Here is a 23,378-nt window from a genome sequence, read left to right as displayed (position 1 = left end):
ACTGGGACGGCGGCCGGGAACCGACCGCCGTCACCGGCACGGAGCTACATCGGGCGGACGTTGTCCGCCTGCGGGCCCTTCTGCCCCTGGGTCACCTCGAACTCGACCTTCTGGCCCTCGTTGAGCTCCCGGTAACCGCTCGTCGCGATGGCGGAGTAGTGGACGAACACGTCCGGCCCTCCGCCATCCTGCTCGATGAAGCCGAAGCCCTTTTCCGAGTTGAACCACTTAACCGTGCCGGTTGCCATGCATCTCTCCCTGTTCAAAGCGGCGGACCACCGGCCTCGAGGCCGATGGTCGCCCGTACCTGTTCGACAGTAACGGGCGAAACCCCGATCTGCCGGCCGAAGTGCCGTAGGTCTTCGCTCGAACTCAGATGAACACTGCGCGTCGCGCGCGCGCCAAAGCCGCCCCGATCACCCCGTCGTGCGGCATGCTTGCGCCGATGAGGGGTGCCGCAGCCGTCGCGCTGTCCGAGCTGGAGCGCGAAATCGACGCGCCCGGTTCCGGCCTGGACCGGCTCCGGCTGGTGCCCACCCCGTTCGTCCCGGAGGTGCGGCTGCACCTCGCCGAGGACGCGATCGTCTGGTGGGCCCGGATGGAGGCGCTCGCCGGGCACGCCCTCGCGCCGCCGTACTGGGCCTCCGCCTGGGCCGGCGGCCAGGCGCTCGCCCGGCACCTGCTGGACCATCCGGAACTGGCCGCGGGGCGTCGCGTCCTCGACCTCGCCGCCGGGTCGGGACTGGTGGGCATCGCCGCCGCGCTGGCCGGCGCCGCCGACGTCGTCGCCAACGACATCGATCCGTACGCCGTGGCGGCCGTCACGGTCAACGCCCGCGCCAACCGGGTCACCGTCGACACCAGCGGCGACGACCTGCTCGACCGGGACGGACCCGACGCGGACCTGGTGGTCGCCGGGGACGTGTTCTACAGCCGCCCGATGGCCGCCAGGATGCTGCCGTTCCTGCGCCGGGCCGTCGCCGCCGGCGCCGAGGTGCTGGTCGGCGACCCCGGGCGGGGGCACCTGCCCGCCGACGGGTTGCTGGTGCTGGCCGACTACCCGGTGCCCACCACCGAGCCGTCGGTGGACCCGTCGCCCCGCCGGGTACGGGTGCTGCGACCGGCGTGACCCGGCCGGCCCTCTCAGGGGTGACCCCGAGGTGGACACCAGGGGGCGGTAAGGGCTGCGACCGGATGTCCGCGGTGGTCCGGCGGCCATAGCGTACGAGGCATGACGCATTGGCTGGCCCAGGTCGGAGAGCTGCCCATCCTGGTGCTGATGGGCGTACTCGGGCTGGTGATGCTCTTCGACGCCGTACCGCTGCTGGGCGTGCTCGTCCCCGGTGACGTGGCGATCCTGGCGGCGGTCGGGGTGGGCCGCCCGGCCACCGGGCTGGCCACCTTCGCCGCGGTGCTCGTCGGGTGCCTGGCCGGCTGGTCGCTGAGCTTCCTGATCGGCCGCCGGTACGCCGACTCCCTGCGCCGCAGCCGCATCGGTGGCTGGATCGGCGAGTCCCGGTGGAGTGCGGCCGAGGGGATCCTCAACCGTGGCGGCGGGCGGATGGTGATGGTCGCGCCGTTCCTGCCGGTGTTCAACGCCCTGCTGCCGCTCGCCGCCGGTGGGCTGCGGATGTCGTACCGGCGGTTCCTCGGCTGCGCGGCCGTCGGCGCGGCCGCCTGGGCCGGTCTCTACCTGGCGCTGGGCACCGCGTCCCGGTCGCTGGCCGCGCTGCTGCCGGGGGCGCCCAGCCCGCTGCTGGTGACCATGGGGGTGGGGCTGGTGCTGGCCTCGGTCGTGTTGCTGGGGGCGCGGCGGCGGCTGTCCGCTCTGGCTGGCTGACGTTTGTTGCGGTGGGGGGCGGGGGCCTGCCGTGCCCGGCTCCGGGCGGTCAGGCTTGATCCCTGCGCCGGGCACGGCAGGCCCCCGCCCCCGTGGTGGTCTCGGTCCGCCGGCACGGTCGCGGTCTGCCGGTGCTGGTGTTGACCTTCAGTGGTTCTGGGTCAGCGTTGGGTGACCCGCTGGAGTGGCGCGGTAGGGCTCTCGTGGTGACCCGGTCCGGGGGCGGCGTGGGTTACCAGCCTCGGGTTCGCCACTGGGGGAGGGACGGGCGCTCGGCGCCCAGGGTGCTGTCCTTGCCGTGGCCCGGGTAGAACCAGGTGTCGTCCGGCAGTTGGTCGAACAGCTTGTGCTCGACGTCGTCGATCAAGGCGGCGAAGCGCTGCGGGTCCTTGTCCGTGTTCCCTACGCCACCGGGGAAGAGACTGTCGCCGGTGAAGAGGTGGGCGGTGCCGGCCGGGTCGCGGTAGAGCAACGCGATCGACCCGGGGGTGTGCCCCTTGATGTGGATGACCTCCAGCGCGCAGTCACCCACCGCGACGGTGTCGCCCTCGGCCAGGTGCTCCGCCTCGATCGGCAGACCGGACGCGTCGTCGGCGTGCACCAGGGCCCGCGCGCCGGTCTTGGCGACCACCTCCTCCAGCGCCACCCAGTGGTCCATGTGCTGGTGGGTGGTGACCACGGCGGTCAGGTCGCCGTCACCGATCAGCTCCAGCAGCCGGGGCGCCTCGTTGGCGGCGTCGATCAACACCTGGTCGCCGGTGCCGGAGCAGCGCAGCAGGTAGGCGTTGTTGTCCATGGGGCCGACCGACAGCTTGCTGATCGTGAGCCCGGACAACTCCCGTACCGCCGGCGGGCCGCCGTGGGTGACATCTCCGCTGTAGGTCATGACGTGTCGACATCCATTCCGGGTGGGGGAGGTGCTCGGCGGCCGTGCGGTGGCCGCACGCCACGCCGATCGGGCGGCGCGGCCGGGCGCACCCGTCGACCCTAGCGGGCGCGCGTTGCGCCGTCGTCACGGAAATCGCTTTCGGCGCGTCGCGCCGCGCCCTACCGTCGGCGTCACATGCGGCACTCGGACGTCGGACGGAGGTGGTGTTCATGCCGGACGTGGCACGCATGTTCCGCCATCACCCGCTCGACACCGATGAGGATGCCATGACGATCGATCTGACCGCCCTCGGCTGGGACGCCGACCGGGCGTCGTACGCCGCCCGACGTGGCGAGCGCCACCCGGGCCGGGTGGCCCGGGTGGACCGGGGGGTCTGCACGGTGCTCACCACCGACGGCCCGGTCCGCGCCAGCCTCGGCCCGTCCGTGCTGGCCGCCGCGGCCCAGGACCCCTCCGCGCTGCCCTGCGCGGGGGACTGGGTGTTGCTCACACACTGGCCGGACCGCCGGGTCACGGTGCGGACCGTGCTGCCCCGGCGGGCCGCGCTGGTCCGCCGTACCGCCGGCAAGGACGCCAGCGGCCAGGTGCTGGCCGCGAACCTCGACGCGGCCGCCGTGGTGGAGCCGGTGCACCCGGAGCCGGACGTCGGCCGCATCGAGCGGCTGCTGTCCCTGGTCCACGAGTCCGGGGCCCGGCCGCTCGTGGTGCTGACGAAGTCCGACCTCGCGGCCGACCCGGCCGCGCTGGCCCGTCAACTCGCCGCGGTCGCACCGGGCGTGCCGGTGCTGCCGGTCAGCGCCGAGCGCGGCACCGGGTTGGCCCCGCTGCGCGCCGAGGTCGCGCCGGGTCGCACGCTGGGGTTGCTCGGGCCGTCCGGCGCGGGCAAGTCGAGCCTGGTCAACGCGCTCGCCGGCGCGGTGATGATGCCGACCCAGGCGATCCGCCGGGTCGACGGCAAGGGCCGGCACACCACCACCTGGCGGGCGTTGGTGCCGATCCCCGGCGGCGGCGCGGTGATCGACACGCCGGGCGTCCGCGCGGTCGGTCTGCTCGACGGCGTGGCCGGGCTGGACCGGGCGTTCGCCGACATCGCGGGGCTGGCCGAGGGCTGCCGGTACGCCGACTGCCGGCACGACGGCGAGCCGGCCTGCGCGGTCCGCGATGCGCTGCGTGCCGGCGAGTTGTCCGCCCGCCGCTGGGAGAGTTGGCGGCGGTTGCAGGGCGAGGTGGCGCACGAGAGTCGGCGGCGCGAGGCGCGACTGGCCGCCGAGCGACGCGGCGGCTGGCGCTCGGCGCGGCGTCGGGCGGCCCGCCCGCCGTCGCCCGGTGGCTACTGACCGGGCGGTCGCCGGGTGCGTCACTGAAGCGACGGCGGCCTGTGGCGAGGGTGCCCGGTCGGCGCGGCCAACCGTGCTGAGCTGGGGGAATGTGCGGGCGGGGGAAACTGTCGTACCTCGGGGCTAGAGTTGCCGAGGCGTGTTTTCCGCGCCCGCACGACCGCTCAAAAACGAGCAGAGACCGCTCGTAATCAGCACAGAGCGGGACAGACCCTCCGCTTCACCTTCACCCGGGAGTACACGTACCGTGGCCGACCGACTCATCATCCGTGGCGCGCGCGAGCACAACCTGCGTGACGTCAGTCTCGACCTGCCCCGGGACGCTCTCATCGTGTTCACCGGGCTGTCCGGGTCGGGCAAGTCGAGCCTGGCCTTCGACACGATCTTCGCCGAGGGCCAGCGGCGGTACGTGGAGTCGCTGTCGTCGTACGCCCGGCAGTTCCTCGGGCAGATGGACAAGCCCGACGTCGACTTCATCGAAGGGCTGAGCCCGGCCGTCTCGATCGACCAGAAGTCCACCTCGCGTAACCCGCGCTCGACCGTCGGCACCATCACCGAGGTCTACGACTACCTGCGGCTGCTCTTCGCCCGCATCGGTGAGCCGCACTGCCCGGTCTGCGGCGAGCGGATCTCCAAGCAGAGCCCGCAGCAGATCGTCGACCGGGTCCTGGCGATGGCCGAGGGCACGAAGTTCATGGTGCTCGCGCCGGTCATCCGGGGCCGCAAGGGCGAGTACGTCGACCTCTTCGCCGAGTTGCAGGCCAAGGGGTACGCCCGGGCCCGCGTCGACGGCGTGGTCCACCCGCTGACCGAGCCGCCGAAGCTCAAGAAGCAGGAGAAGCACACCATCGAGGTGGTGATCGACCGGCTCACCGTCAAGCCGACCGCCAAGCAGCGGCTGACCGACTCGGTCGAGGCCGCGCTCGGCCTGTCCAGCGGCCTGGTGCTGCTCGACTTCGTCGACCTGCCGGAGGACGACCCGGACCGGGAGCGCCGCTACTCCGAGCACCTGGCCTGCCCCAACGACCACCCGCTCGCCATCGAGGACCTCGAGCCCCGGGTGTTCTCCTTCAACGCGCCGTACGGCGCCTGCCCGGAGTGCACCGGCCTGGGCACCAAGAAGGAGGTCGACCCGGAGCTGCTGGTGCCGGACCCGGAGCGCAGCCTGCGCGAGGGCGCCATCCAGCCCTGGTCCACCGGGCACAACCTGGAATACTTCCTGCGCCTGCTGGAAGCGCTCGGCGAGTCCCAGCACTTCGACGTCGACACCCCGTGGCGGGCGTTGCCGGCGCGGGCACAGAAGACGATCCTGCACGGCTCCGACGACCAGGTGCACGTGCGTTACCGCAACAAGTACGGCCGCGAGCGCTCCTACTACACCGGCTTCGAGGGTGTGGTGCAGTGGATCGAGCGCCGGCACTCCGACACCGAGTCCGAGTGGTCCCGCGACAAGTACGAGGGCTACATGCGCGACGTGCCGTGCGCGGCGTGCGGGGGCGCCCGGCTCAAGCCCGAGGTGCTCGCCGTCACCCTGGCCGGCAAGAGCATCGCCGAGGTCTGCAACCTGTCCGTGGGGGAGTGCGCCGACCTGCTCGCCGGCATCGAGCTGACCGACCGGCAGAAGATGATCGCCGAGCGCGTCCTCAAGGAGATCAACGCCCGGCTGCGGTTCCTGCTCGACGTCGGCCTGGACTACCTCTCCCTGGACCGGCCGGCCGGCACGCTCTCCGGCGGTGAGGCGCAGCGCATCCGGCTCGCCACCCAGATCGGCTCGGGCCTGGTCGGCGTGCTCTACGTGCTCGACGAGCCGTCGATCGGGCTGCACCAGCGCGACAACCACCGGCTCATCGAGACGCTGATCCGGCTGCGCGGGCTGGGCAACACGCTGATCGTGGTGGAGCATGACGAGGACACCATCCGGGTCGCCGACTGGATCGTCGACATCGGCCCCGGCGCGGGCGAGCACGGCGGCAAGATCGTGCACAGCGGCTCGGTGCCGGCGCTGCTGAAGAACAAGGAGTCGATCACCGGGGCGTACCTGTCCGGGAAGCGGTCGATCCCGACCCCCGCGACGCGTCGCCCGCAGACCAGGGACCGCGAGTTGGTGGTGCACGGCGCGCGCGAGCACAACCTGCGCAACCTGACGGTCTCGTTCCCGCTGGGTCAGCTCATCGCGGTCACCGGCGTCAGCGGCTCGGGCAAGTCGACGCTTGTCAACGACATCCTGTACGCGGTGCTGGCCAACCAGATCAACGGCGCCCGGCTGGTGCCCGGGCGGCACACCCGGGTCTCCGGGTTGGAGCACGTGGACAAGGTCGTGGGCGTGGACCAGTCGCCGATCGGCCGTACGCCCCGCTCCAACCCGGCCACCTACACCGGTGTCTGGGACCACGTCCGCAAGCTCTTCGCCGAGACCACCGAGGCCAAGGTCCGGGGGTACGGGCCGGGCCGGTTCTCGTTCAACGTCAAGGGCGGCCGCTGCGAGGCGTGCTCCGGCGACGGCACCATCAAGATCGAGATGAACTTCCTGCCCGACGTGTACGTCCCCTGCGAGGTCTGCAAGGGCGCCCGGTACAACCGGGAGACCCTGGAGGTGCACTACAAGGGCAAGACCGTCTCGGACGTGCTGGAGATGCCGATCGAGGAGGCCGCCGAGTTCTTCTCCGCCATCCCGGCCATCCACCGGCACCTCAAGACCCTGGTCGACGTCGGTCTGGGCTACGTCCGCCTCGGTCAGCCCGCGCCGACCCTCTCCGGCGGTGAGGCGCAGCGGGTCAAGCTCGCCTCCGAGCTGCAGAAGCGCTCCACCGGCCGCACGGTGTACGTGCTCGACGAGCCGACCACCGGTCTGCACTTCGAGGACATCCGCAAGCTGCTGATGGTGCTCGAGGGCCTGGTCGACAAGGGCAACACGGTGATCACGATCGAGCACAACCTCGATGTGATCAAGACCGCCGACTGGCTCATCGACATGGGCCCCGAGGGTGGTCACCGGGGCGGCACGGTGCTCGCCACCGGCACCCCGGAGGAGGTCGCCGAGGTGGCCGAGAGCCACACTGGCCAGTTCCTGCGCGGAGTGCTCAAGCTCGACGGCGAGGCCAAGGGCGCGGCGGCGGCCACCACCCGGGCCGCCAAGGCCAACGGCGCGACCAAGGCGCGGACGACCCGCAAGGTGCCGGCCGGCGCGCGCTGACCACTACGCAACTCTCGCGGGGCGGGTCGGGCGACGATCCGCCCCGCCCCTTTTGCCGGGGTCGCACGGATGCCGGCGTGAACTATCCGGCAGAGTTGCGCGTGGAAGGAAGTGTGGCCGGCTTTCGGACCGGCGCGCTGGGCGAGAGAGAGGCGAGGCATGAGCGACGATCAGGCGCTGACCGGACCGGGTACGCAGACCCGTCGTACCCTGCTCACCGGCGTCGGGGCGGTCGGCGCGGCCGTCGTCCTGGCGGCGTGCGGCAGTGACGACGGCAGCGGCAGCGACTCACCCACCAGCGGTGGCCCCGCCGTGCCCAGCACCGGCGACGCCGGTGGCGGCGACCGGCAGAACGCCCAGTCGCTGGCCACCACCGCCGACATCCCGGTCGGCGGCGGCAAGATCCTCGCCGCCGAGGGCGTGGTCATCACCCAGCCCACGGCCGGTCAGTTCAAGGGCTTCAGCCCCATCTGTACGCACCAGAACTGCCCCGTGTCGAACGTCGACGGCGGCACCATCAACTGCACCTGCCACGGCAGCAAGTTCTCGATCGAGGACGGCTCGGTGAAGGCCGGTCCGGCCAAGAAGCCGCTGCCGCCGAAGGAGATCAAGGTCACCGGCGACCAGATCTCCCTGGCCTGACGGCTGGGCTGCTGGCCGGCTGGGCCGCGCGCCCGCCCGGCCCTTGATCAACTCGCGTTCCCGGAAGTCGGGGTGCCTACGGCTCTCCGACACCCCGACTTCCGGGAAGCCGGGGTTGATCACGTGCCTGCGGTGGGGTGTCGGGGGTGCGGACTAGGCTTGGTGGCGTGGCTGACCCCTCGACCTACCGTCCCGCACCCGGCACCATCCCGGAGTCACCGGGGGTCTACCGCTTCCGCGACGGCACCGGCCGAGTGATCTACGTCGGCAAGGCGAAAAACCTGCGCAGCCGGCTCAACTCCTACTTCGGCGACGTCTGGAACCTGCACGAGCGCACCCGCCAGATGGTCACCACCGCCGAGTCGGTGGACTGGATCACCGTCGGCACCGAGGTCGAGGCGCTCCAGCAGGAGTTCACCTGGATCAAGCAGTACGACCCCCGGTTCAACGTCCGCTACCGCGACGACAAGTCGTACCCCTATCTGGCCGTCACCCTCGACGAGGAGTACCCGCGACTCCAGGTGATGCGCGGCGCGAAACGCAAGGGTGTGCGCTACTTCGGGCCGTACTCGCACGCCTGGGCCATCCGGGAGACCCTCGACCTGCTGCTGCGGGTGTTCCCGGCGCGGACCTGCTCGGCCGGCGTGTTCAAGCGGGCCGGTCAGGTCGGCCGCCCCTGCCTGCTGGGCTACATCGGCAAGTGCTCGGCCCCGTGCGTCGGCACCGTCTCGGCCGACGAGCACCGCGCCATCGTCGACGGGTTCTGCGACTTCATGGCCGGAAAGACCGACACCATGGTTCGCAAGATCGAACGCGAGATGACCGAGGCCAGCGAGGCGTTGGAGTTCGAGCGGGCCGCCCGGCTGCGCGACGACGTGGCCGCCCTGCGCCGGGCCATGGAGAAGCAGACCGTCGTGCTCGGCGACGGCACCGACGCCGACGTGGTGGCGTTCGCCGACGACCCGCTCGAAGCGGCCGTACAGGTCTTCCACGTCCGCGACGGCCGGGTCCGTGGCCAGCGCGGTTGGGTGGTGGAGAAGACGGAGGACCTGACCACCGGCGACCTGGTCCACCACTTCTGCACCCAGGTGTACGGCGGCGAGCACGGCGAAGCGGACGTACCCCGGGAGTTGCTGGTGCCCGAGCTGCCGGCGGACGCCGACGCGCTGGCCGACTGGCTCACCAGCCACCGGGGCAGCCGGGTGTCGTTGCGTGTGCCGCAGCGCGGCGACAAGCGCACCCTCCTGGAGACGGTCGAGCGCAACGCCAAGGACGCGCTGGCCCGCCACAAGCTCAAGCGCTCCGGCGACCTGACCACGCGTGGCAAGGCGCTCGACGAGATCAGCGAGGCGCTGGGCATGCGTACCTCGCCGCTGCGCATCGAGTGCTTCGACATCTCCCAGATCCAGGGCACCGACGTGGTGGCCAGCATGGTGGTCTTCGAGGACGGGTTGCCCCGCAAGAGCGAGTACCGGCGGTTCATCGTCCGGGGCGCCACCGACGATCTGTCCGCGATGTCCGAGGTGCTGCGCCGCCGCTTCGCCCGCTACCTCGACGCGCGCGCCGAGACGGGCGAGGTGGGTGTGGAGTCGGCCGACGATCCGGCCACCCCGGTCGACCCGGTCGACCCGCAGGTCGGCGTCCTGATCGACCCGACCACCGGCCGGCCCCGGAAGTTCGCGTACCCGCCGCAGCTGGTGGTCGTCGACGGCGGCGCCCCGCAGGTCGCGGCCGCCGCCCAGGCCCTCGCCGACCTGGGCATCGACGACGTCGCGCTGTGCGGCCTCGCCAAGCGGCTGGAGGAGGTGTGGCTCCCCGACGACGAGTTCCCGGTCATCCTGCCGCGTACCTCCGAAGGCCTCTACCTGCTGCAACGCGTCCGCGACGAGGCGCACCGCTTCGCCATCACGTTCCACCGCCAGCGTCGCTCCAAGCGGATGACCGAGTCGGCGCTCGACAACGTCCCCGGTCTGGGCGAGGTACGCCGCAAGGCGCTGCTCCGGCACTTCGGCTCCCTCAAGCGGCTCTCCTCGGCGACCGTCGAAGAGATCACCGAGGTGCCCGGGGTCGGTCGTCGTACCGCCGAGGCGATCCTTGCCGCCCTGGATACGGGCCCACGACCCGACGACAGCACCCAGCCGACCCCCGACGCGGGGGCGACTTCTGCCGCTGGGTCAGCGGTCGAGGGGTTGCCCTGGCCGTGATCGACTCGACTTCGCCGATATCGGGCTAACAACCGGGCTGGGATAGCGCGATATCGCCGAAGTCGTGTGGATCACGGGACGGTAGGCAGCACTTTCGGGGATGTTGCTGCCTCACGACGGACTGAGGCAGCAACATGGCCGAAGTTGTGCAGATCATGGGCCAGCCCGTGAAGGCGATGCCTGTCATATGCGGACGTTTTGTCCCCTATATGTGGCTTCGGTGCAGCATCCCTCGATCTGATCGTCTCCAGGTCGTCGATGGGCATCCCTGCGCGGAGATGCCCCCACCATGTCGGCGAAGCCGAGACGATCACCCGCCCGAAGCGCGCCGGGCAGTGGTGCGCTGCGAGGTTTGTCCTTTTCAGGGGCGTGGTGTGCTGTGGCCGGTGTCATCGTGGAGGCGGAATCGCGGGCCGGGCCGGGTCGTTACACCTGCCATGGCGCCGCGACCCTCGGGCTGGCAGCGCAGGGCAGCGGCCGGGAACACCCGCCGGGCCGGCGTCGTTACACCCCCCGCACGGCCGAGCACCACCGGCCGTCCCCGGCCCCCGGTGGGGAATGACCCGCCGACCCGGACCGTTGCACCAGCCCCGCGCAGACCCCTTCGTCGGGTCGCCGGGCTGAATCCCTAGAACTCCGCTCGGCACGCCCCCCGTGTGCCGTGTGCGTATCCCCCGATGAAGCAGAGGAGCACGCCATCATGCGTACCGATCTGATTCGTAAGACCGCTCTGACCGCCGCTGGCCTCGCGTTCACCGGTGGCGCCATCGCCGGACCGGTGACCGCCGCGTACGCCATGGCCGACGCCAAGCCCACCACCCAGACCCAGTCGGACCGTAAGGGTCACGGTGAGCGGGAACTCGGCGTGCGGTACGAGGCCCAGCCGAACTTCTACTACTGCGGCCCCGCCGCGGCCCGTAACGCCCTGAGCGTCCAGGGCAAGGACATCAGCGTGGACGCCATGGCCAAGGAGATGGGCACCACCGAGGCCGGCACCAACAGCATCAACGACATCACCCCGGTCCTGAACAAGGAGACCGGCAAGAGCGACGCCTACCACTCGGTGGAGATCAGCAGCCCCGACGCCGACGCCAAGCAGACCGACACGCTGCGCGCCGACATCGTCAAGACCGTGGACAACGGTCGGGCCGTGGTCGCCAACATCGCCGGCACCAGCACCGACACCGACGGTGGGGTGCACTCGTTCGAGGGCGGGCACTACATCAGCGTCGTCGGCTACCGCGACAACGGCAACGTCGTCACCATCGCCGACTCCGCCGACCCGAACACCGCCTCCTACCAGATCACCGTCGAGCACCTCGCCGACTGGATCGCCACCCGCGGCTACGCCACCAGCTAAGAACCAACCGACAAGGGCCGGACCCCACGGGGTCCGGCCCTTTCGGCATGCCTGGGGGTCACTCGTCGGCGAGGACGGCCAGGATCTGCTCGCCGTACTTGGCGAGCTTGTTCTCGCCGACCCCGCTGACGCGGGACAGCTCGGCCAGCGAGGCGGGCCCGTCGCTGGCGATCTGGCGAAGCGTGGCGTCGTGGAAGATGACGTACGCCGGAACGCCCTGCTCCTTGGCGGTGGCCGCCCGCCAGGCGCGCAGCCGCTCGAAGACGGACGCGGCGGCCGGGGTCAGCTCGGCCACGACGGTGGACGAGCCACGCGGCTTCGACGAGCGGCTCGACGCCGGCTTCTCCGGCTCGCGGCGCATCGTCACGCTACGGCGGCGGCCCAGCACGTCGGCGCTCGCCTCGGTCAGGGCGAGCGTGCCGTAGTCGCCCTCGACGGCGAGCAGCCCCTCGGCGAGGAGCTGCCGGACCACGCCCCGCCACTCGGCCTCGCTCAACTCGGTGCCGATACCGAAGACGGTCAGCGTGTCGTGGCCGTACTGGCTGATCTTGTCGGTCTGCTTGCCGAGCAGGATGTCGACGCAGTGCCCGGCGCCGAACCGCTGGTTGCGCTCGCGGTCGAGGCGGAACACGGTGGACAGCAGCTTCTGGGCGGCGACCGTGCCGTCCCAGGACTCCGGCGGGTTGAGGCAGGTGTCGCAGTTGCCGCAGGCCGACGTGGCGGTCTCGCCGAAGTATTCGAGCAACTGCACCCGCCGGCACCGGACCGTCTCGCAGAGCGCGAGCATGGCGTCCAGGTGCGCGGCGAGGTTGCGGCGGTGGGCGAGGTCGCCGTCCGACGTCTCGATCATCTTGCGCTGCTGCACCACGTCCTGGAGGCCGTACGCCAGCCAGGCGGTGGACGGCAGCCCGTCCCGGCCGGCGCGACCGGTCTCCTGGTAGTAGCCCTCGACCGACTTGGGCAGGTCGAGGTGGGCCACGAAGCGGACGTCGGGCTTGTCGATGCCCATGCCGAAGGCGATGGTGGCCACCATGACGAGGCCGTCCTCGCGCAGGAAGCGTTGCTGGTTGGCGGCGCGGGTCGCCGCGTCGAGGCCGGCGTGGTAGGGCAGCGCGGCGATGCCGTTGGCGGTCAGGAACTCGGCGGTCTTGTCGACCGAGGCGCGGGACAGGCAGTACACGATGCCCGCGTCGCCCGGATGCTCGTCGCGCAGCAGGGCCAGGAGTTGCTTGCGCGGCTCGCGCTTGGGCGCGATCCGGTACTGGATGTTGGGCCGGTCGAAGCTGGCCACGAAGTGCCGCGCGTCGTCGAGGCCCAGCCTGGTGGCGATCTCGCGGCGGGTGGCGCTGGTCGCGGTGGCGGTCAACGCGATCCGGGGGACCTGCGGCCACCGCTCGTGCAGCATCGACAGGGCCAGGTAGTCGGGCCGGAAGTCGTGCCCCCACTGGGACACGCAGTGCGCCTCGTCGATCGCGAACAGGGCGATGCGCCCCCGGTCCAGCAGGGCGAGGGTGGACCGGACGCCGAGCGCCTCCGGCGCCAGGTAGAGCAGGTCCAACTCGCCGGCGACGAAGGCCGCCTCGACCCGGCGGCGGGCGTCGAGGGTCTGTGTCGAGTTGAGGAAGCCGGCGCGTACGCCGACCGCGGTGAGCGCGTCCACCTGGTCCTGCATGAGCGCGATCAGCGGCGACACGACGACCGCGACGCCGTCGCGCACCAGGGCCGGGATCTGGTAGCACAGCGATTTGCCGCCACCGGTGGGCATCAGCACCAGCGCGTCACCGCCGGCGACGACATGGTCGATGACCTGCTGCTGGAAGCCGCGGAAGGCGTCGTAGCCGAACACCCGGCGCAGCGCCCCCAGCGCGTCGTCGGTACGCAGGTCGGTCGGGGAAGCCATCCGCGGAGTCTACGAGTTGTCCCCGACAGCACCGCCCGCGCGGCGGCCGGCGCGTCCGCCGCGCCGTGCCAGTCACCGCCCCGCCGTGCCGTCCCCGTCGCCCCAGCAGAGCCCTCCGATGCCGGCCGCGCTGTGGAAGCCGGGGTGCCCGGTGACGTCCATGCAGACTTCGTTGTCGGGGCCGCTCCGGCCGCAGAACACCGGCTCGACGTGCTGCCAGGCGTCGGCCCGGGACAGCAGCGCGGCCCCGGCGGCCACCTCGGGGCGCAGCGTCGTCAACCCCTCCGTGTAGACCACGGCCTGGTCGCGGGCCTCCATCAGGTCGGTCGCCAGGTAGGACAGGTGCAGCGTCCAGCGCCGGCCCGCCGGCCGCTCGCGCTCCGTGGGACCAAGAGAGATGAGGTACGACGACAGCGCCTCCGGCTTCGCCAACGCGAACGCGATGGCGGCCCGGACCCGCTCGGACACATCGGCCCGGTCGAGCAGCGCGCTCAGGTCGTCCTGGACATCACGGGGTCGCCGTGACTCCCGCTCCCCGCCAGACGATCGATTGTCCGTCACGATGCCCTGCCTCTCCGTAGCGGGTGTTCACCAAGAGACTGAACGAAGCACGCCAGAAATGCAACGTCGTGATTTCTTTGCGTGGATGCTTGCTCGGGAGTGACTCTTGGGCAAGAATCGATCGATCACAGTGGAGGTGACGGTGGCGATGGCGCAGGTGCCCAGTCCGACGATCAGGGCCCGCCGGCTGCGGCGCGAGTTGCGCCGCCTGCGGGACCGCACCGGCCACACCGCCGAGGAGGTCGCCAAGATCCTGGGCTGGCACCGGACCAAGGTCATCCGCTTCGAACTCGGACACTCGCGGGTGATGCCCAAGGACCTGCCTCCACTGCTCGACCTCTACGACGCAGCCGAGGACGAGCGGGATTCGCTGACCGCGCTGCTCCGGCAGTCGCGCCAGAAGGGATGGTGGAGCGCGTACGGCGACGTGCTGCCGGACGACTACGTCGGCTTCGAGGCGGAGGCCACCTCGATCAGCGCGTTCGAGTGCCTGTACGTCCCCGGCCTGTTGCAGACGGAGGAGTACGTCCGCGCCATCGTCAGAGCGGGCCGCAGCACCGCCGACCAGGACGAGACCGACAGAGTTGTGGCGGCAAGGCTCGCCCGCAAGGCACTACTGTCGCGTGACGTGCCGCCGTCCCTGTGGGCGGTGTTGGATGAGGCCGCAGTTCGACGGGTGATCGGCGGCCCGAAGGTGATGCGTGCGCAGCTCACCCGTCTGATCGAAGCGTGCGCGATGCCCTCGGTCGAAATCCAGGTCCTGCCGTTCTCGGCCGGCGCGCACGCGGCGATGGCCGGAGCCTTCACCCTGCTGGACTACGCCGACCCGGTGCTCGACCCGGCCGTGGTGTATCTCAGCAATGACTCCAGCACCCTGTTGCTGGAGGAGGACCGGCAGGTGGCCCGATATAGACTCATGTTCGACCACCTCCGGGCCAAAGCGCTCGACCCCGACCGGTCTGCGGACCTTCTCGCGCGGGTTGCTGCTGAGGTCCCGGACTGAGTCCGACACCTTGGAGCGCTGCCGATGGCCCCCGCGAAGCTGGCACGGGTTTCCTGGCGCAAGAGCAGCCGTAGTGGCGCGAACGATTCGAACTGCGTCGAGGTGGCCGTACTCCCTGCCGGGCTGGCGGTGCGGGACTCCAAGGACCCGGACGGCCCGGCGCTCGTCTTCGGTCGGGACGCGTGGTCGTCGTTCGTGACCGGTCTACGGAGCGACCCGCGCGTCTGACCGTTGCCCGCACGAGGCTGACGGCGCTGCCACACGTCCGACCCGCCATCCGCGCCCGTCCCGATCCCGGACGGCGGGATAGAGTCGCTGATTGACCAATCGCGGCCGACGGCGGCCGCGGCGCCACGTCTTGGGGGTACGGGTGAGCGAGGCGCACACAACCGGTGACGGGCAGCCCACGGCCGAGTCGGAAACGACCCTGGTGGTGGTCACCGGACTGTCCGGGGGCGGTCGCAGCACCGTGGCCCGCGCGTTGGAGAACGTCGGCTACTACGTCGTGGACAACCTGCCGCAGGCGCTCATGCTCGACATGGCCGAGTTGGCGGTCAAGGCCGGTGGGGCCGCCCGGCGTACCGCGATGGTCCTGGACGTCCGCTCGCGCGCCTTCTCCACCGACCTGGCCGGGGCGATCCGGGAGCTGAAGGAGCGCGGCTTCTCGCCCCGGGTGGTGTTCGTCGACGCCGACGACGAGGTGCTGATCCGTCGGTTCGAGAGCGTCCGGCGGTCGCACCCGTTGCAGGGGGACGGACGGCTCGCCGACGGTATCGCCGTCGAGCGCGGGCTGCTGGAGGAGGCCCGCGACCAGGCCGACGTGATCATCGACACCAGCCACCTGAACGTCAACCAGCTCCGCCGGCGCATCGAGGAGCTGTTCGGCGGCGAGGACGCCCGCCGGCTGCGGGTGACCGTGCTCTCGTTCGGCTTCAAGTACGGCCTGCCGCCGGACGCCGACTTCGTGCTCGACGCCCGGTTCCTGCCCAACCCGTACTGGGTGCCGGAGCTGCGCGAGCACACCGGGCGGGAGGAGGCGGTCAGCGCGTACGTGCTGGGGCAGGAGGGCGCGGACGCCTTCGTCGCCTCGTACGCCGACCTGGTCAACGCCACCACCACGGGCTTCGAGCGGGAGGGCAAGCGGTACCTGACGGTGGCCGTGGGCTGCACCGGCGGCAAGCACCGCAGCGTGGCCATCGCCGAGGAGCTGGCCGGCCGGCTGCGCCAGGCGGGGCTGGCGGCCAACGCCCAGCACCGCGACCTGGGGCGGGAATGACGACGCGTCGGGTGGTGGCGTTCGGCGGCGGGCACGGCCTGTCGGCGTCGCTGCGCGCGCTGCGGCACTGCGCCCCCGAACTCGACCTGGACATCACCGCCGTGGTGACGGTCGGCGACGACGGCGGGTCCAGTGGCCGGTTGCGCGCCGAGCGGGGCGGCCTGCCCCCGGGCGACCTGCGCCAGGCTCTGGTCGCGCTGGCCGGCGACCATCCGGCCACCCGACGCAGCGCCGGGCTCTTCCAGCACCGCTTCGCGGCGGTGGAGGCTGTCCGCGTACTCCAGCACGCCGGGACCGACGCGGCCCCGGCGGCGGCGGACGCGGCCGGCCCCGACGCGGACCCGGCGGCCCGAGCGCACGCGGCCCCGGCAGCGGGCGACGCGCGGCGGAGGGACGCGGACCCGGGTGCCGGAAACCCGACAGGCGCGGACCCGGCGGCGCGCGACGCGCAGAAGACGGACGGGCTGGCCGGGCACGCGGTGGGGAACCTGGTGCTCTCCGGCCTCATGGAGCTGCTCGGCGACCCGGTGGCGGCGCTGGACCACGCCGGGGCGATGCTCGGCGCGGTCGGGCGGGTGCTGCCGATGTCGCGCCAGCCGGTCGACATCGAGGCGCGGGTGCGTGGGGTGGACCCGGACGCCCCGGACGAGGTGCGGACCGTGCGCGGCCAGCACCAGGTGGCGGTCACCACCGGACGGGTCGAGTCGCTGCGGCTGACCCCGGTCGCCCCGGCCGCCTGCGCCGAGGCCCTCGCCGCGATCGGCGCGGCGGACTGGTTGATCTTCGGTCCGGGGAGCTGGTACACGAGCGTGCTGCCGCACCTGCTGGTGCCGCAGTTGGCCGACGCGATCGTGTCCAGCCCGGCCCGACGGCTGGTCACGCTGAACCTGGCCGCGGAGAAGGAGACCCTCGGCCTCTCGGTCGCCGATCATCTGGCGGCGCTGCACTGGTACCTGCCCGAGTTAAAGGTGGATCTCGTGCTGGCGGACGCCAAGGCGGTGGGTGACCCGGAACCGGTCGAACGTGCGGCAGAATCGCTGGGTGCCCGCCTGGTCCTCGCCCCCGTTGCCGTCGCCGACGGCACTCCCCGCCATGATCCGGCTGCCCTGGGCGCCGCGCTGGTGCCTGTCCTGGGCGCCGATCGTTAGACACGTACGTAATCACCGGCGACACGCCGGAACAGGTCCGTGAGGGGACGCACAATGGCGATGACGGCTGCGGTCAAGGACGAGCTGAGTCGGGTCGACGTGCCCAAGCCCTGCTGTCGGCGGGCGGAGATGGCCGCGCTGCTCCGCTTCGCCGGAGGGCTGCACATCGTCTCCGGCCGGGTGGTGGTGGAGGCGGAACTGGACACCGGCGCGGTGGCGCGTCGGCTGCGCCGGGAGATCGCCGAGGTGTACGGCTACCCGAGCGAGATCCACGTGCTCGCCTCCGGCGGGCTGCGCAAGGGCAGCCACTTCATCGTCCGGGTGGTCAAGGACGGCGAGGCGCTCGCCCGGCAGACCGGCCTGCTCGACGTGCGTGGTCGGCCGGTGCGCGGGCTGCCCCCGCACGTGGTGGCGGCGAACGTCTGCTGCGCGGTCTCGGCGTGGCGGGGCGCGTTCATGGCGCACGGCTCGCTCACCGAGCCCGGCCGCTCCAGCGCGTTGGAGATCACCTGCCCGGGGCCGGAGTCGGCGCTCGCGCTGGTCGGCGCGGCCCGCCGGATCGGCATCACGGCCAAGAACCGTGAGGTACGCGGGGTGGACCGGGTGGTCGTCAAGGACGGCGACGCGATCGCCGCGCTGCTCACCCGCATCGGCGCGCACTCCAGCGTGCTGGCCTGGGAGGAGCGTCGGGTACGCCGGGAGGTGCGGGCCACCGCCAACCGGCTGGCCAACTTCGACGACGCGAACCTGCGCCGCTCGGCGCGCGCCGCGGTGGCCGCCGCCGCCCGGGTCACCCGGGCGCTGGAGATCCTTGCCGACGAGGCGCCCAACCACCTCACCGACGCCGGACGGCTGCGCCTGGAGCACCGGCAGGCGTCGCTGGAGGAGCTGGGCGCGCTGGCCGACCCGCCACTGACCAAGGACGCCATCGCCGGGCGGATCCGCCGCCTGCTGGCGCTGGCCGACAAGCGGGCCCGGGACCTCGGCATCCCGGATACCGAAGCAGCCGTCACGCCCGACATGCTCGTGGTCTGATAGGACGGTGGGCCCGTACGGTGCGCCGGGAGCACGACCCGGCGCAGCGTGGTCCCGCACGCTCGGATAGGGTCGCTGAGTACGGCAAGGGGGCCGACATCGGCACTTCTCGTCGTGCCCACCGCCTCGGGCGGTCAGGTCCTCAGACCGCGCGGCGGGGTGGCCGAGATGAACCGTCGACGGCCGGCTCCAACGGTCGGCGCACACCATTCCCGCCGGCCCGTTGAGTGCAGCCGGCGGACCAGAACGCGAGGAGATGGGACCTGTGACCATCCGGGTTGGCATCAACGGCTTTGGCCGAATCGGCCGTAACTTCTTCCGGGCAGTGCTGGCGTCCGACGCCGACATCGAGGTCGTGGCGGTCAACGACCTGACCGACAACGGCACGCTCGCCCACCTGCTCAAGTACGACAGCATCCTGGGTCGCCTGCCGTACGAGGTCAAGGCCACCGCCGACGAGATCACCGTGGGCGGCAAGACCATCAAGGCGTTCGCCGAGAAGGACCCGTCGGCGCTGCCCTGGGGCGAGGTCGGCGCGGACGTCGTCATCGAGTCGACGGGCTTCTTCACCGACGGCACCAAGGCCAAGGCGCACATCGACGGTGGCGCCAAGAAGGTCATCATCTCCGCCCCGGCGAAGAACGAGGACGTCACCGTGGTGATGGGTGTCAACCACGACACCTACGACCCGGCGAAGCACACCATCATCTCCAACGCCTCGTGCACGACGAACTGCCTCGCCCCGATGGCGAAGGTCCTGCAGGACACGTTCGGCATCACCAAGGGTCTGATGACGACGATCCACGCGTACACCCAGGACCAGAACCTGCAGGACGCGCCGCACAAGGACCTGCGCCGGGCGCGCGCCGCCGCGCTGAACATCGTGCCGACCTCCACCGGCGCCGCGAAGGCCATCGGCCTGGTGCTGCCGGAGCTGAAGGGCAAGCTCGACGGGTACGCGCTGCGGGTGCCGATCCCGACCGGCTCGGCCACCGACCTGACCGTCGAGGTCGGCCGGGAGACCACCGTGGACGAGGTCAACGCCGCGCTGAAGGCCGCCGCCGAGGGCCCGCTCAAGGGCATCCTGGTCTACAACGAGGACCCGATCGTCTCCGCCGACATCGTCACCGACCCGGCGTCGTGCATCTTCGACGCGCCGCTGACCAAGGTCATCGGCAACCAGGTCAAGGTCGTCGGCTGGTACGACAACGAGTGGGGTTACTCGAACCGCCTCGTCGACCTCGTCAAGCTGGTCGGTTCGTCGCTGTGAGCATCCGGACCCTCGACGACCTGCTCGCCGAGGGGGTGTCGGGTCGGCGCGTGCTGGTGCGCGCCGACCTGAACGTCCCGCTCGACAAGCAGACCGGTGCGATCACTGATGACGGGCGCATCCGCGCGGTGCTGCCGACCCTCGGCGCGCTGGTCGAGGCCGGCGCGAAGGTGGTCGTCTGCTCGCACCTGGGCCGTCCCAAGGGCGCGCCCGACCCGCAGTTCAGTCTGAGCCCGGTCGCCGGGCGGCTCGGTGAGCTGCTGGGCGCCCCGGTGCGGTTCGCCACCGACACGGTCGGTGAGTCGGCCCGCTCCACCGTCGCCGACCTGGCCGACGGCCAGGTCGCCCTGCTGGAGAACCTGCGCTTCAACGCCGGTGAGACCAGCAAGGACGAGGCCGAGCGGGGCGCGTTCGCCGACCAGCTCGCCGCGTTCGGTGACGCGTACGTCGACGACGCGTTCGGCGCCGTGCACCGCAAGCACGCCAGCGTGTACGACGTGCCGGCGCGGCTGCCGCACGTCGCCGGCCGGCTGGTGCTGCGCGAGGTCGAGGTGCTCTCCAAGCTGACCAGCGAGCCCGAGCGGCCGTACGTGGTGGTGCTCGGCGGGTCCAAGGTCTCCGACAAGCTGGCCGTGATCGAGGCGCTGCTGCCGACGGTCGACCGGCTGCTCATCGGCGGCGGAATGTGCTTCACCTTCCTCAAGGCCCAGGGCCTGGAGGTGGGCACCTCGCTGCTCGAGAAGGACATGGTCGAGACCTGCCGCAACCTGCTGGAGCGGGCCAACGGCAAGATCATGCTCCCGGTCGACGTGGTGGTCGCGGACGCGTTCGCGCCGGACGCCGCGCACGACACGGTCCGCGTCGACGGCATCCCGAGCCACCGGCTCGGCCTGGACGTCGGCCCGGAGACGGTGGCCGGCTTCGCGGCCGCCCTGTCGCAGGCCAAGACGATCTTCTGGAACGGGCCGATGGGCGTGTTCGAGATGGCCGCCTTCGCGGCGGGCACCCGGGGCATCGCCGAGGCGATCACCAAGGCCGACGCGTTCAGCGTCGTCGGCGGCGGTGACAGCGCGGCTGCCGTGCGGGCGTTGGGGCTGGACGAGTCGAGCTTCGGTCACATCTCCACCGGCGGCGGCGCCTCCCTGGAGTACCTGGAGGGCAAGACCCTCCCCGGCATCGCGGCCCTGGAGAACTGAGCATGGCGAGCACGACCCGTCGGCCGCTGATGGCCGGCAACTGGAAGATGAACCTCAACCACCTCGAGGCCAACCTGCTGGTGCAGAAGCTGGCCGCGAGCCTCAGCGAGAAGCAGCTCACCGACGTGGAGACCGTCGTGCTGCCGCCCTTCACCGACCTGCGCACCGTGCAGACGGCGGTGGACGGCGACAAGCTGCTGATCGGCTACGGCGGGCAGGACCTCTCCCCGCACGCGTCCGGCGCGTACACCGGTGACATCTCCGGCGCGATGCTCGCCAAGCTCGGCTGCACGTACGTGGTGGTCGGGCACTCCGAGCGGCGGGCCTACCACCACGAGGACGACACGGTGGTCAACGCCAAGGTGAAGGCGGCGCTGACGCACGGCCTGACCCCCATCCTCTGCGTGGGGGAGGGGCTGGACGTGCGTGAGCAGGGCACCCATGTGGCGCACTGCTCCGACCAGCTCGACGGTGGCCTCGCCGGGCTCACCCCCGAGCAGGTACGCCAGGTGGTCATCGCGTACGAGCCGGTCTGGGCGATCGGCACCGGCAAGACGGCCACCCCGGAGGACGCCCAGGAGGTCTGCGGCGCGGTCCGCCAGCGGTTGGCGGAGCGCTTCGACGCCGAGACCGCCGACGCCGTCCGGGTCCTCTACGGCGGCTCGGTCAAGGCGTCGAACGTCGCCTCGATCATGGCCCAGCTGGACGTGGACGGCGCCCTGGTGGGCGGCGCGAGCCTGGACGCGGAGGAATTCGCGCAGATCTGCCGGTTCCCCGAGCACATCGCTCGCTGATCGCTCGCTATTCTGGACACCGCCCGTCCACCGGCCGGTGCCGGAGTGCCCGACCTGTCCGGGCGAGGATCGCTACGAGAGGACTGCCCCCAGCCATGCCGATCTGGTTCGCATACACGTTGATCGTGTTGCTGGTCATCACGAGCGTTCTGCTCACCCTGCTCATCCTGCTGCACCGCGGTAAGGGCGGCGGGTTGTCGAGCATGTTCGGCGGCGGTGTCAGCTCCAGCCTCGCCGGCTCCTCGGTGGCCGAGAAGAACCTGGACCGGTACACCGTTCTGGTGGGTGTCGTCTGGTTCGCGGCGATCGTCGGGCTGGGGCTCTGGCTCCGTCTCCAGATGAGCAGCGGCACCTGAGCGAGCCCGCCAAGTCGTACAATCTGCGCGCGGTCCGTCACTCGACGGGCCGCGCGCAGTCTTTTCTCCGCTGCACCACCGCGTCGCCCGCCGCCCACCCCCGACGGCGGCGGGTCCCCTCCGACGACAGGAGCGAGCAGCCGTGCCCAGTGGCAACGTCATCCGTGGCGCCCGCGTCGGGTCCGCGCCCATGCGCCCGGACGAGCGGCACCAACCGGCCCCCCGACAGGCCGTCACCTACTGGTGCCGCAACGACCACCAGACCGACATCCGGATCGCGGCCGACGCCACGGCGCCGCCGCTGTGGGACTGCCCGCGCTGCGGGCTCCCCGCCGGCCTGGACGCCGAGAACCCGCCCGGACGGGTCCGCGCCGAGCCGTACAAGAGCCACCTGGCGTACGTGAAGGAACGGCGGACCGCCGAGGAGGGGGAGGCGTTGCTGGCCGAGGCCCTCGCCGCGCTGCGCCGCCGACGCGGCGAATAGCCGAACGGGCCCCGCACCGTGCGGCGAGGGGCCCGCTCGTCGCGTCCAGCGCAGGCTGAGGCGGGAGATCGTGCGCTGTGCGGGGTGACGCCCTAGCGCAGGCTGCGGAAGCGGGCCGGCACGTCGGCGGCGGCCGCACGGTCCAACAACCAGCGGGTACGGTCCACGCCGTGCACCCCGGCGGCCGGCACCTGCACCGGCCCCGCGCCGGCCAGCGCCATGCCCACCGCGCGGGCCTTGTCGGCGCCGCCGGCCACCAGCCAGACCTCCTCGGCGGTGTTGATCGCCGACAGGGTGAGGGTGGTCCGCACCGGCGGCGGCTTCGGGCTGCCCCGCACCGCGCTGACCGGCCGGGTGTCGTGGTGCACCGGGTGCTCCGGGAAGACCGAGGCGACGTGCCCGTCCTCGCCCACCCCGAGCATCAGGACGTCGAAGTGCGGCAGCGCCGCGTGCCCCGGCCGGGCGGCGCGGGCCAGTTCCTCGGCGTACGCGGCGGCGGCCGCCTCGGGGTCGTTGCCGGCCGGGCCGTCGGAGGCCGGCATGGCGTGCACCCGGGCCGGGTCCAGCGGCACCGCGTCCAGCAGGGCGGCGCGGGCCTGGGTCTCGTTGCGCTCCGGGTCGCCGGACGGCAGGAACCGCTCGTCGCCCCACCACACGTCGACCCGGGACCAGTCGACCGCGTCGCGGGCCGGCAGCTGCGCCACCGCCCGGTACACGGCGGCGGCGATCCGACCACCGGTGAGGACCACCGCGGCCTCACCCCGGTCGGCCTGGGCGTCGAGCACCTTCACCAGCAGTCGGGCCGCCACGGCCTGCGCCAGCAGGTCGGCGTCGGCGTGGACGGCGACACTCGCCTCACTCATGCGTTGTGCCTTCGTTTCCGGACCGCG

At 71.8% G+C, this 23,378-nt stretch carries 22 protein-coding genes; 17 read left to right on the top strand and 5 right to left on the bottom strand.

Going from position 1 to position 23,378, the window contains the following annotated elements; genetic code table 11:
- Window positions 1-44 precede the first annotated feature (44 nt).
- The gene (locus tag ACN263_RS20180) at window positions 45-248 is read right to left on the bottom strand and encodes a cold-shock protein (protein ID WP_007072071.1); all 204 of its coding nucleotides are present in this window, start codon (window positions 246-248) and stop codon (window positions 45-47) included.
- Window positions 249-433: 185 nt separating this feature from the next.
- Between ACN263_RS20180 and ACN263_RS20175 the strand changes: the two genes are divergently transcribed.
- Both ACN263_RS20175 and ACN263_RS20170 read left to right on the top strand, forming a co-directional pair.
- The gene (locus tag ACN263_RS20175; RefSeq protein WP_422735931.1) at window positions 434-1,129 is read left to right on the top strand and encodes a class I SAM-dependent methyltransferase; all 696 of its coding nucleotides are present in this window, start codon (window positions 434-436) and stop codon (window positions 1,127-1,129) included.
- 102 nt (window positions 1,130-1,231) lie between these two features.
- Window positions 1,232-1,840 (top strand): DedA family protein, encoded by a 609-nt coding sequence (locus ACN263_RS20170; RefSeq protein ID WP_422735930.1) that lies wholly within the window; start codon window positions 1,232-1,234, stop codon window positions 1,838-1,840.
- 232 nt (window positions 1,841-2,072) lie between these two features.
- On the opposite strand, the gene ACN263_RS20165 is transcribed toward ACN263_RS20170, so the two are convergent.
- Entirely contained in the window at window positions 2,073-2,726 is a 654-nt protein-coding gene (locus ACN263_RS20165; RefSeq protein WP_422735929.1) for an MBL fold metallo-hydrolase, read from the bottom strand.
- Between the two features lie 269 nt (window positions 2,727-2,995).
- Between ACN263_RS20165 and rsgA the strand changes: the two genes are divergently transcribed.
- From rsgA to ACN263_RS20140, 5 genes are all read left to right on the top strand, one after another.
- Window positions 2,996-4,066: a ribosome small subunit-dependent GTPase A gene (gene rsgA / locus ACN263_RS20160; RefSeq protein ID WP_422735928.1), complete on the top strand. Its 1,071-nt coding sequence runs from the start codon at window positions 2,996-2,998 to the stop codon at window positions 4,064-4,066.
- Between the two features lie 247 nt (window positions 4,067-4,313).
- Window positions 4,314-7,259, top strand: a complete 2,946-nt coding sequence (uvrA, locus tag ACN263_RS20155; protein ID WP_422735927.1) for an excinuclease ABC subunit UvrA — start codon at window positions 4,314-4,316, stop codon at window positions 7,257-7,259.
- A gap of 159 nt (window positions 7,260-7,418) precedes the next feature.
- Window positions 7,419-7,901, top strand: coding sequence for a Rieske (2Fe-2S) protein (locus tag ACN263_RS20150; RefSeq protein ID WP_396799301.1), 483 nt, complete (start codon window positions 7,419-7,421; stop codon window positions 7,899-7,901).
- A gap of 167 nt (window positions 7,902-8,068) precedes the next feature.
- Window positions 8,069-10,105, top strand: a complete 2,037-nt coding sequence (gene uvrC / locus ACN263_RS20145; protein ID WP_422735926.1) for an excinuclease ABC subunit UvrC — start codon at window positions 8,069-8,071, stop codon at window positions 10,103-10,105.
- 700 nt (window positions 10,106-10,805) lie between these two features.
- Entirely contained in the window at window positions 10,806-11,465 is a 660-nt protein-coding gene (locus ACN263_RS20140; RefSeq protein WP_422735925.1) for a C39 family peptidase, read from the top strand.
- 58 nt (window positions 11,466-11,523) lie between these two features.
- On the opposite strand, the gene recQ is transcribed toward ACN263_RS20140, so the two are convergent.
- Window positions 11,524-13,365 carry a DNA helicase RecQ gene (gene recQ, locus ACN263_RS20135; RefSeq protein WP_422735924.1) on the bottom strand — a complete coding sequence of 614 codons (1,842 nt, stop codon included), beginning with the start codon at window positions 13,363-13,365 and terminating at the stop codon, window positions 11,524-11,526.
- A gap of 72 nt (window positions 13,366-13,437) precedes the next feature.
- Complete coding sequence (locus ACN263_RS20130; RefSeq protein ID WP_422735923.1) at window positions 13,438-13,926, bottom strand: hypothetical protein; 489 nt, start codon at window positions 13,924-13,926, stop codon at window positions 13,438-13,440.
- A gap of 148 nt (window positions 13,927-14,074) precedes the next feature.
- Between ACN263_RS20130 and ACN263_RS20125 the strand changes: the two genes are divergently transcribed.
- The 10 genes from ACN263_RS20125 to ACN263_RS20080 all read left to right on the top strand — a co-directional run bounded on the left by ACN263_RS20125 (window position 14,075) and on the right by ACN263_RS20080 (window position 22,488).
- A complete protein-coding gene (locus ACN263_RS20125) occupies window positions 14,075-14,929 on the top strand; it encodes a DUF5753 domain-containing protein (RefSeq protein WP_422740765.1) in 855 nt (284 codons plus the stop codon).
- Window positions 14,930-14,953: 24 nt separating this feature from the next.
- Window positions 14,954-15,157, top strand: a complete 204-nt coding sequence (locus ACN263_RS20120) for a DUF397 domain-containing protein (protein WP_422735922.1) — start codon at window positions 14,954-14,956, stop codon at window positions 15,155-15,157.
- A 142-nt stretch (window positions 15,158-15,299) separates the two neighbouring features.
- Window positions 15,300-16,205 carry an RNase adapter RapZ gene (gene rapZ, locus ACN263_RS20115; RefSeq protein ID WP_422735921.1) on the top strand — a complete coding sequence of 302 codons (906 nt, stop codon included), beginning with the start codon at window positions 15,300-15,302 and terminating at the stop codon, window positions 16,203-16,205.
- Window positions 16,202-17,353 (top strand): gluconeogenesis factor YvcK family protein, encoded by a 1,152-nt coding sequence (locus tag ACN263_RS20110; RefSeq protein WP_422735920.1) that lies wholly within the window; start codon window positions 16,202-16,204, stop codon window positions 17,351-17,353. Before rapZ ends, ACN263_RS20110 begins: the two co-directional genes overlap by 4 nt.
- A gap of 54 nt (window positions 17,354-17,407) precedes the next feature.
- Window positions 17,408-18,388: a DNA-binding protein WhiA gene (gene whiA, locus ACN263_RS20105; RefSeq protein ID WP_030337350.1), complete on the top strand. Its 981-nt coding sequence runs from the start codon at window positions 17,408-17,410 to the stop codon at window positions 18,386-18,388.
- A 265-nt stretch (window positions 18,389-18,653) separates the two neighbouring features.
- Window positions 18,654-19,658 carry a type I glyceraldehyde-3-phosphate dehydrogenase gene (gap, locus tag ACN263_RS20100; protein WP_422735919.1) on the top strand — a complete coding sequence of 335 codons (1,005 nt, stop codon included), beginning with the start codon at window positions 18,654-18,656 and terminating at the stop codon, window positions 19,656-19,658.
- Window positions 19,655-20,854, top strand: a complete 1,200-nt coding sequence (locus tag ACN263_RS20095) for a phosphoglycerate kinase (protein ID WP_422735918.1) — start codon at window positions 19,655-19,657, stop codon at window positions 20,852-20,854. Before gap ends, ACN263_RS20095 begins: the two co-directional genes overlap by 4 nt.
- 2 nt (window positions 20,855-20,856) lie before the next feature.
- Window positions 20,857-21,648 carry a triose-phosphate isomerase gene (gene tpiA / locus ACN263_RS20090; protein ID WP_422735917.1) on the top strand — a complete coding sequence of 264 codons (792 nt, stop codon included), beginning with the start codon at window positions 20,857-20,859 and terminating at the stop codon, window positions 21,646-21,648.
- Window positions 21,649-21,743: 95 nt separating this feature from the next.
- A complete protein-coding gene (gene secG, locus ACN263_RS20085) occupies window positions 21,744-22,004 on the top strand; it encodes a preprotein translocase subunit SecG (protein ID WP_422735916.1) in 261 nt (86 codons plus the stop codon).
- A gap of 142 nt (window positions 22,005-22,146) precedes the next feature.
- Complete coding sequence (locus ACN263_RS20080) at window positions 22,147-22,488, top strand: RNA polymerase-binding protein RbpA (RefSeq protein ID WP_357134282.1); 342 nt, start codon at window positions 22,147-22,149, stop codon at window positions 22,486-22,488.
- 92 nt (window positions 22,489-22,580) lie between these two features.
- On the opposite strand, the gene pgl is transcribed toward ACN263_RS20080, so the two are convergent.
- Window positions 22,581-23,351, bottom strand: a complete 771-nt coding sequence (gene pgl, locus ACN263_RS20075) for a 6-phosphogluconolactonase (protein WP_422735915.1) — start codon at window positions 23,349-23,351, stop codon at window positions 22,581-22,583.
- Between the last annotated feature and the right edge of the window lie 27 nt (window positions 23,352-23,378).

Source organism: Micromonospora sp. WMMD729, assembly GCF_049315225.1.
Classification (GTDB): Bacteria; Actinomycetota; Actinomycetes; order Mycobacteriales; family Micromonosporaceae; genus Micromonospora.
The sequence above is the reverse complement of the archived record's forward strand: the minus strand, read 5'-3'. Positions and strand labels throughout refer to the sequence as shown.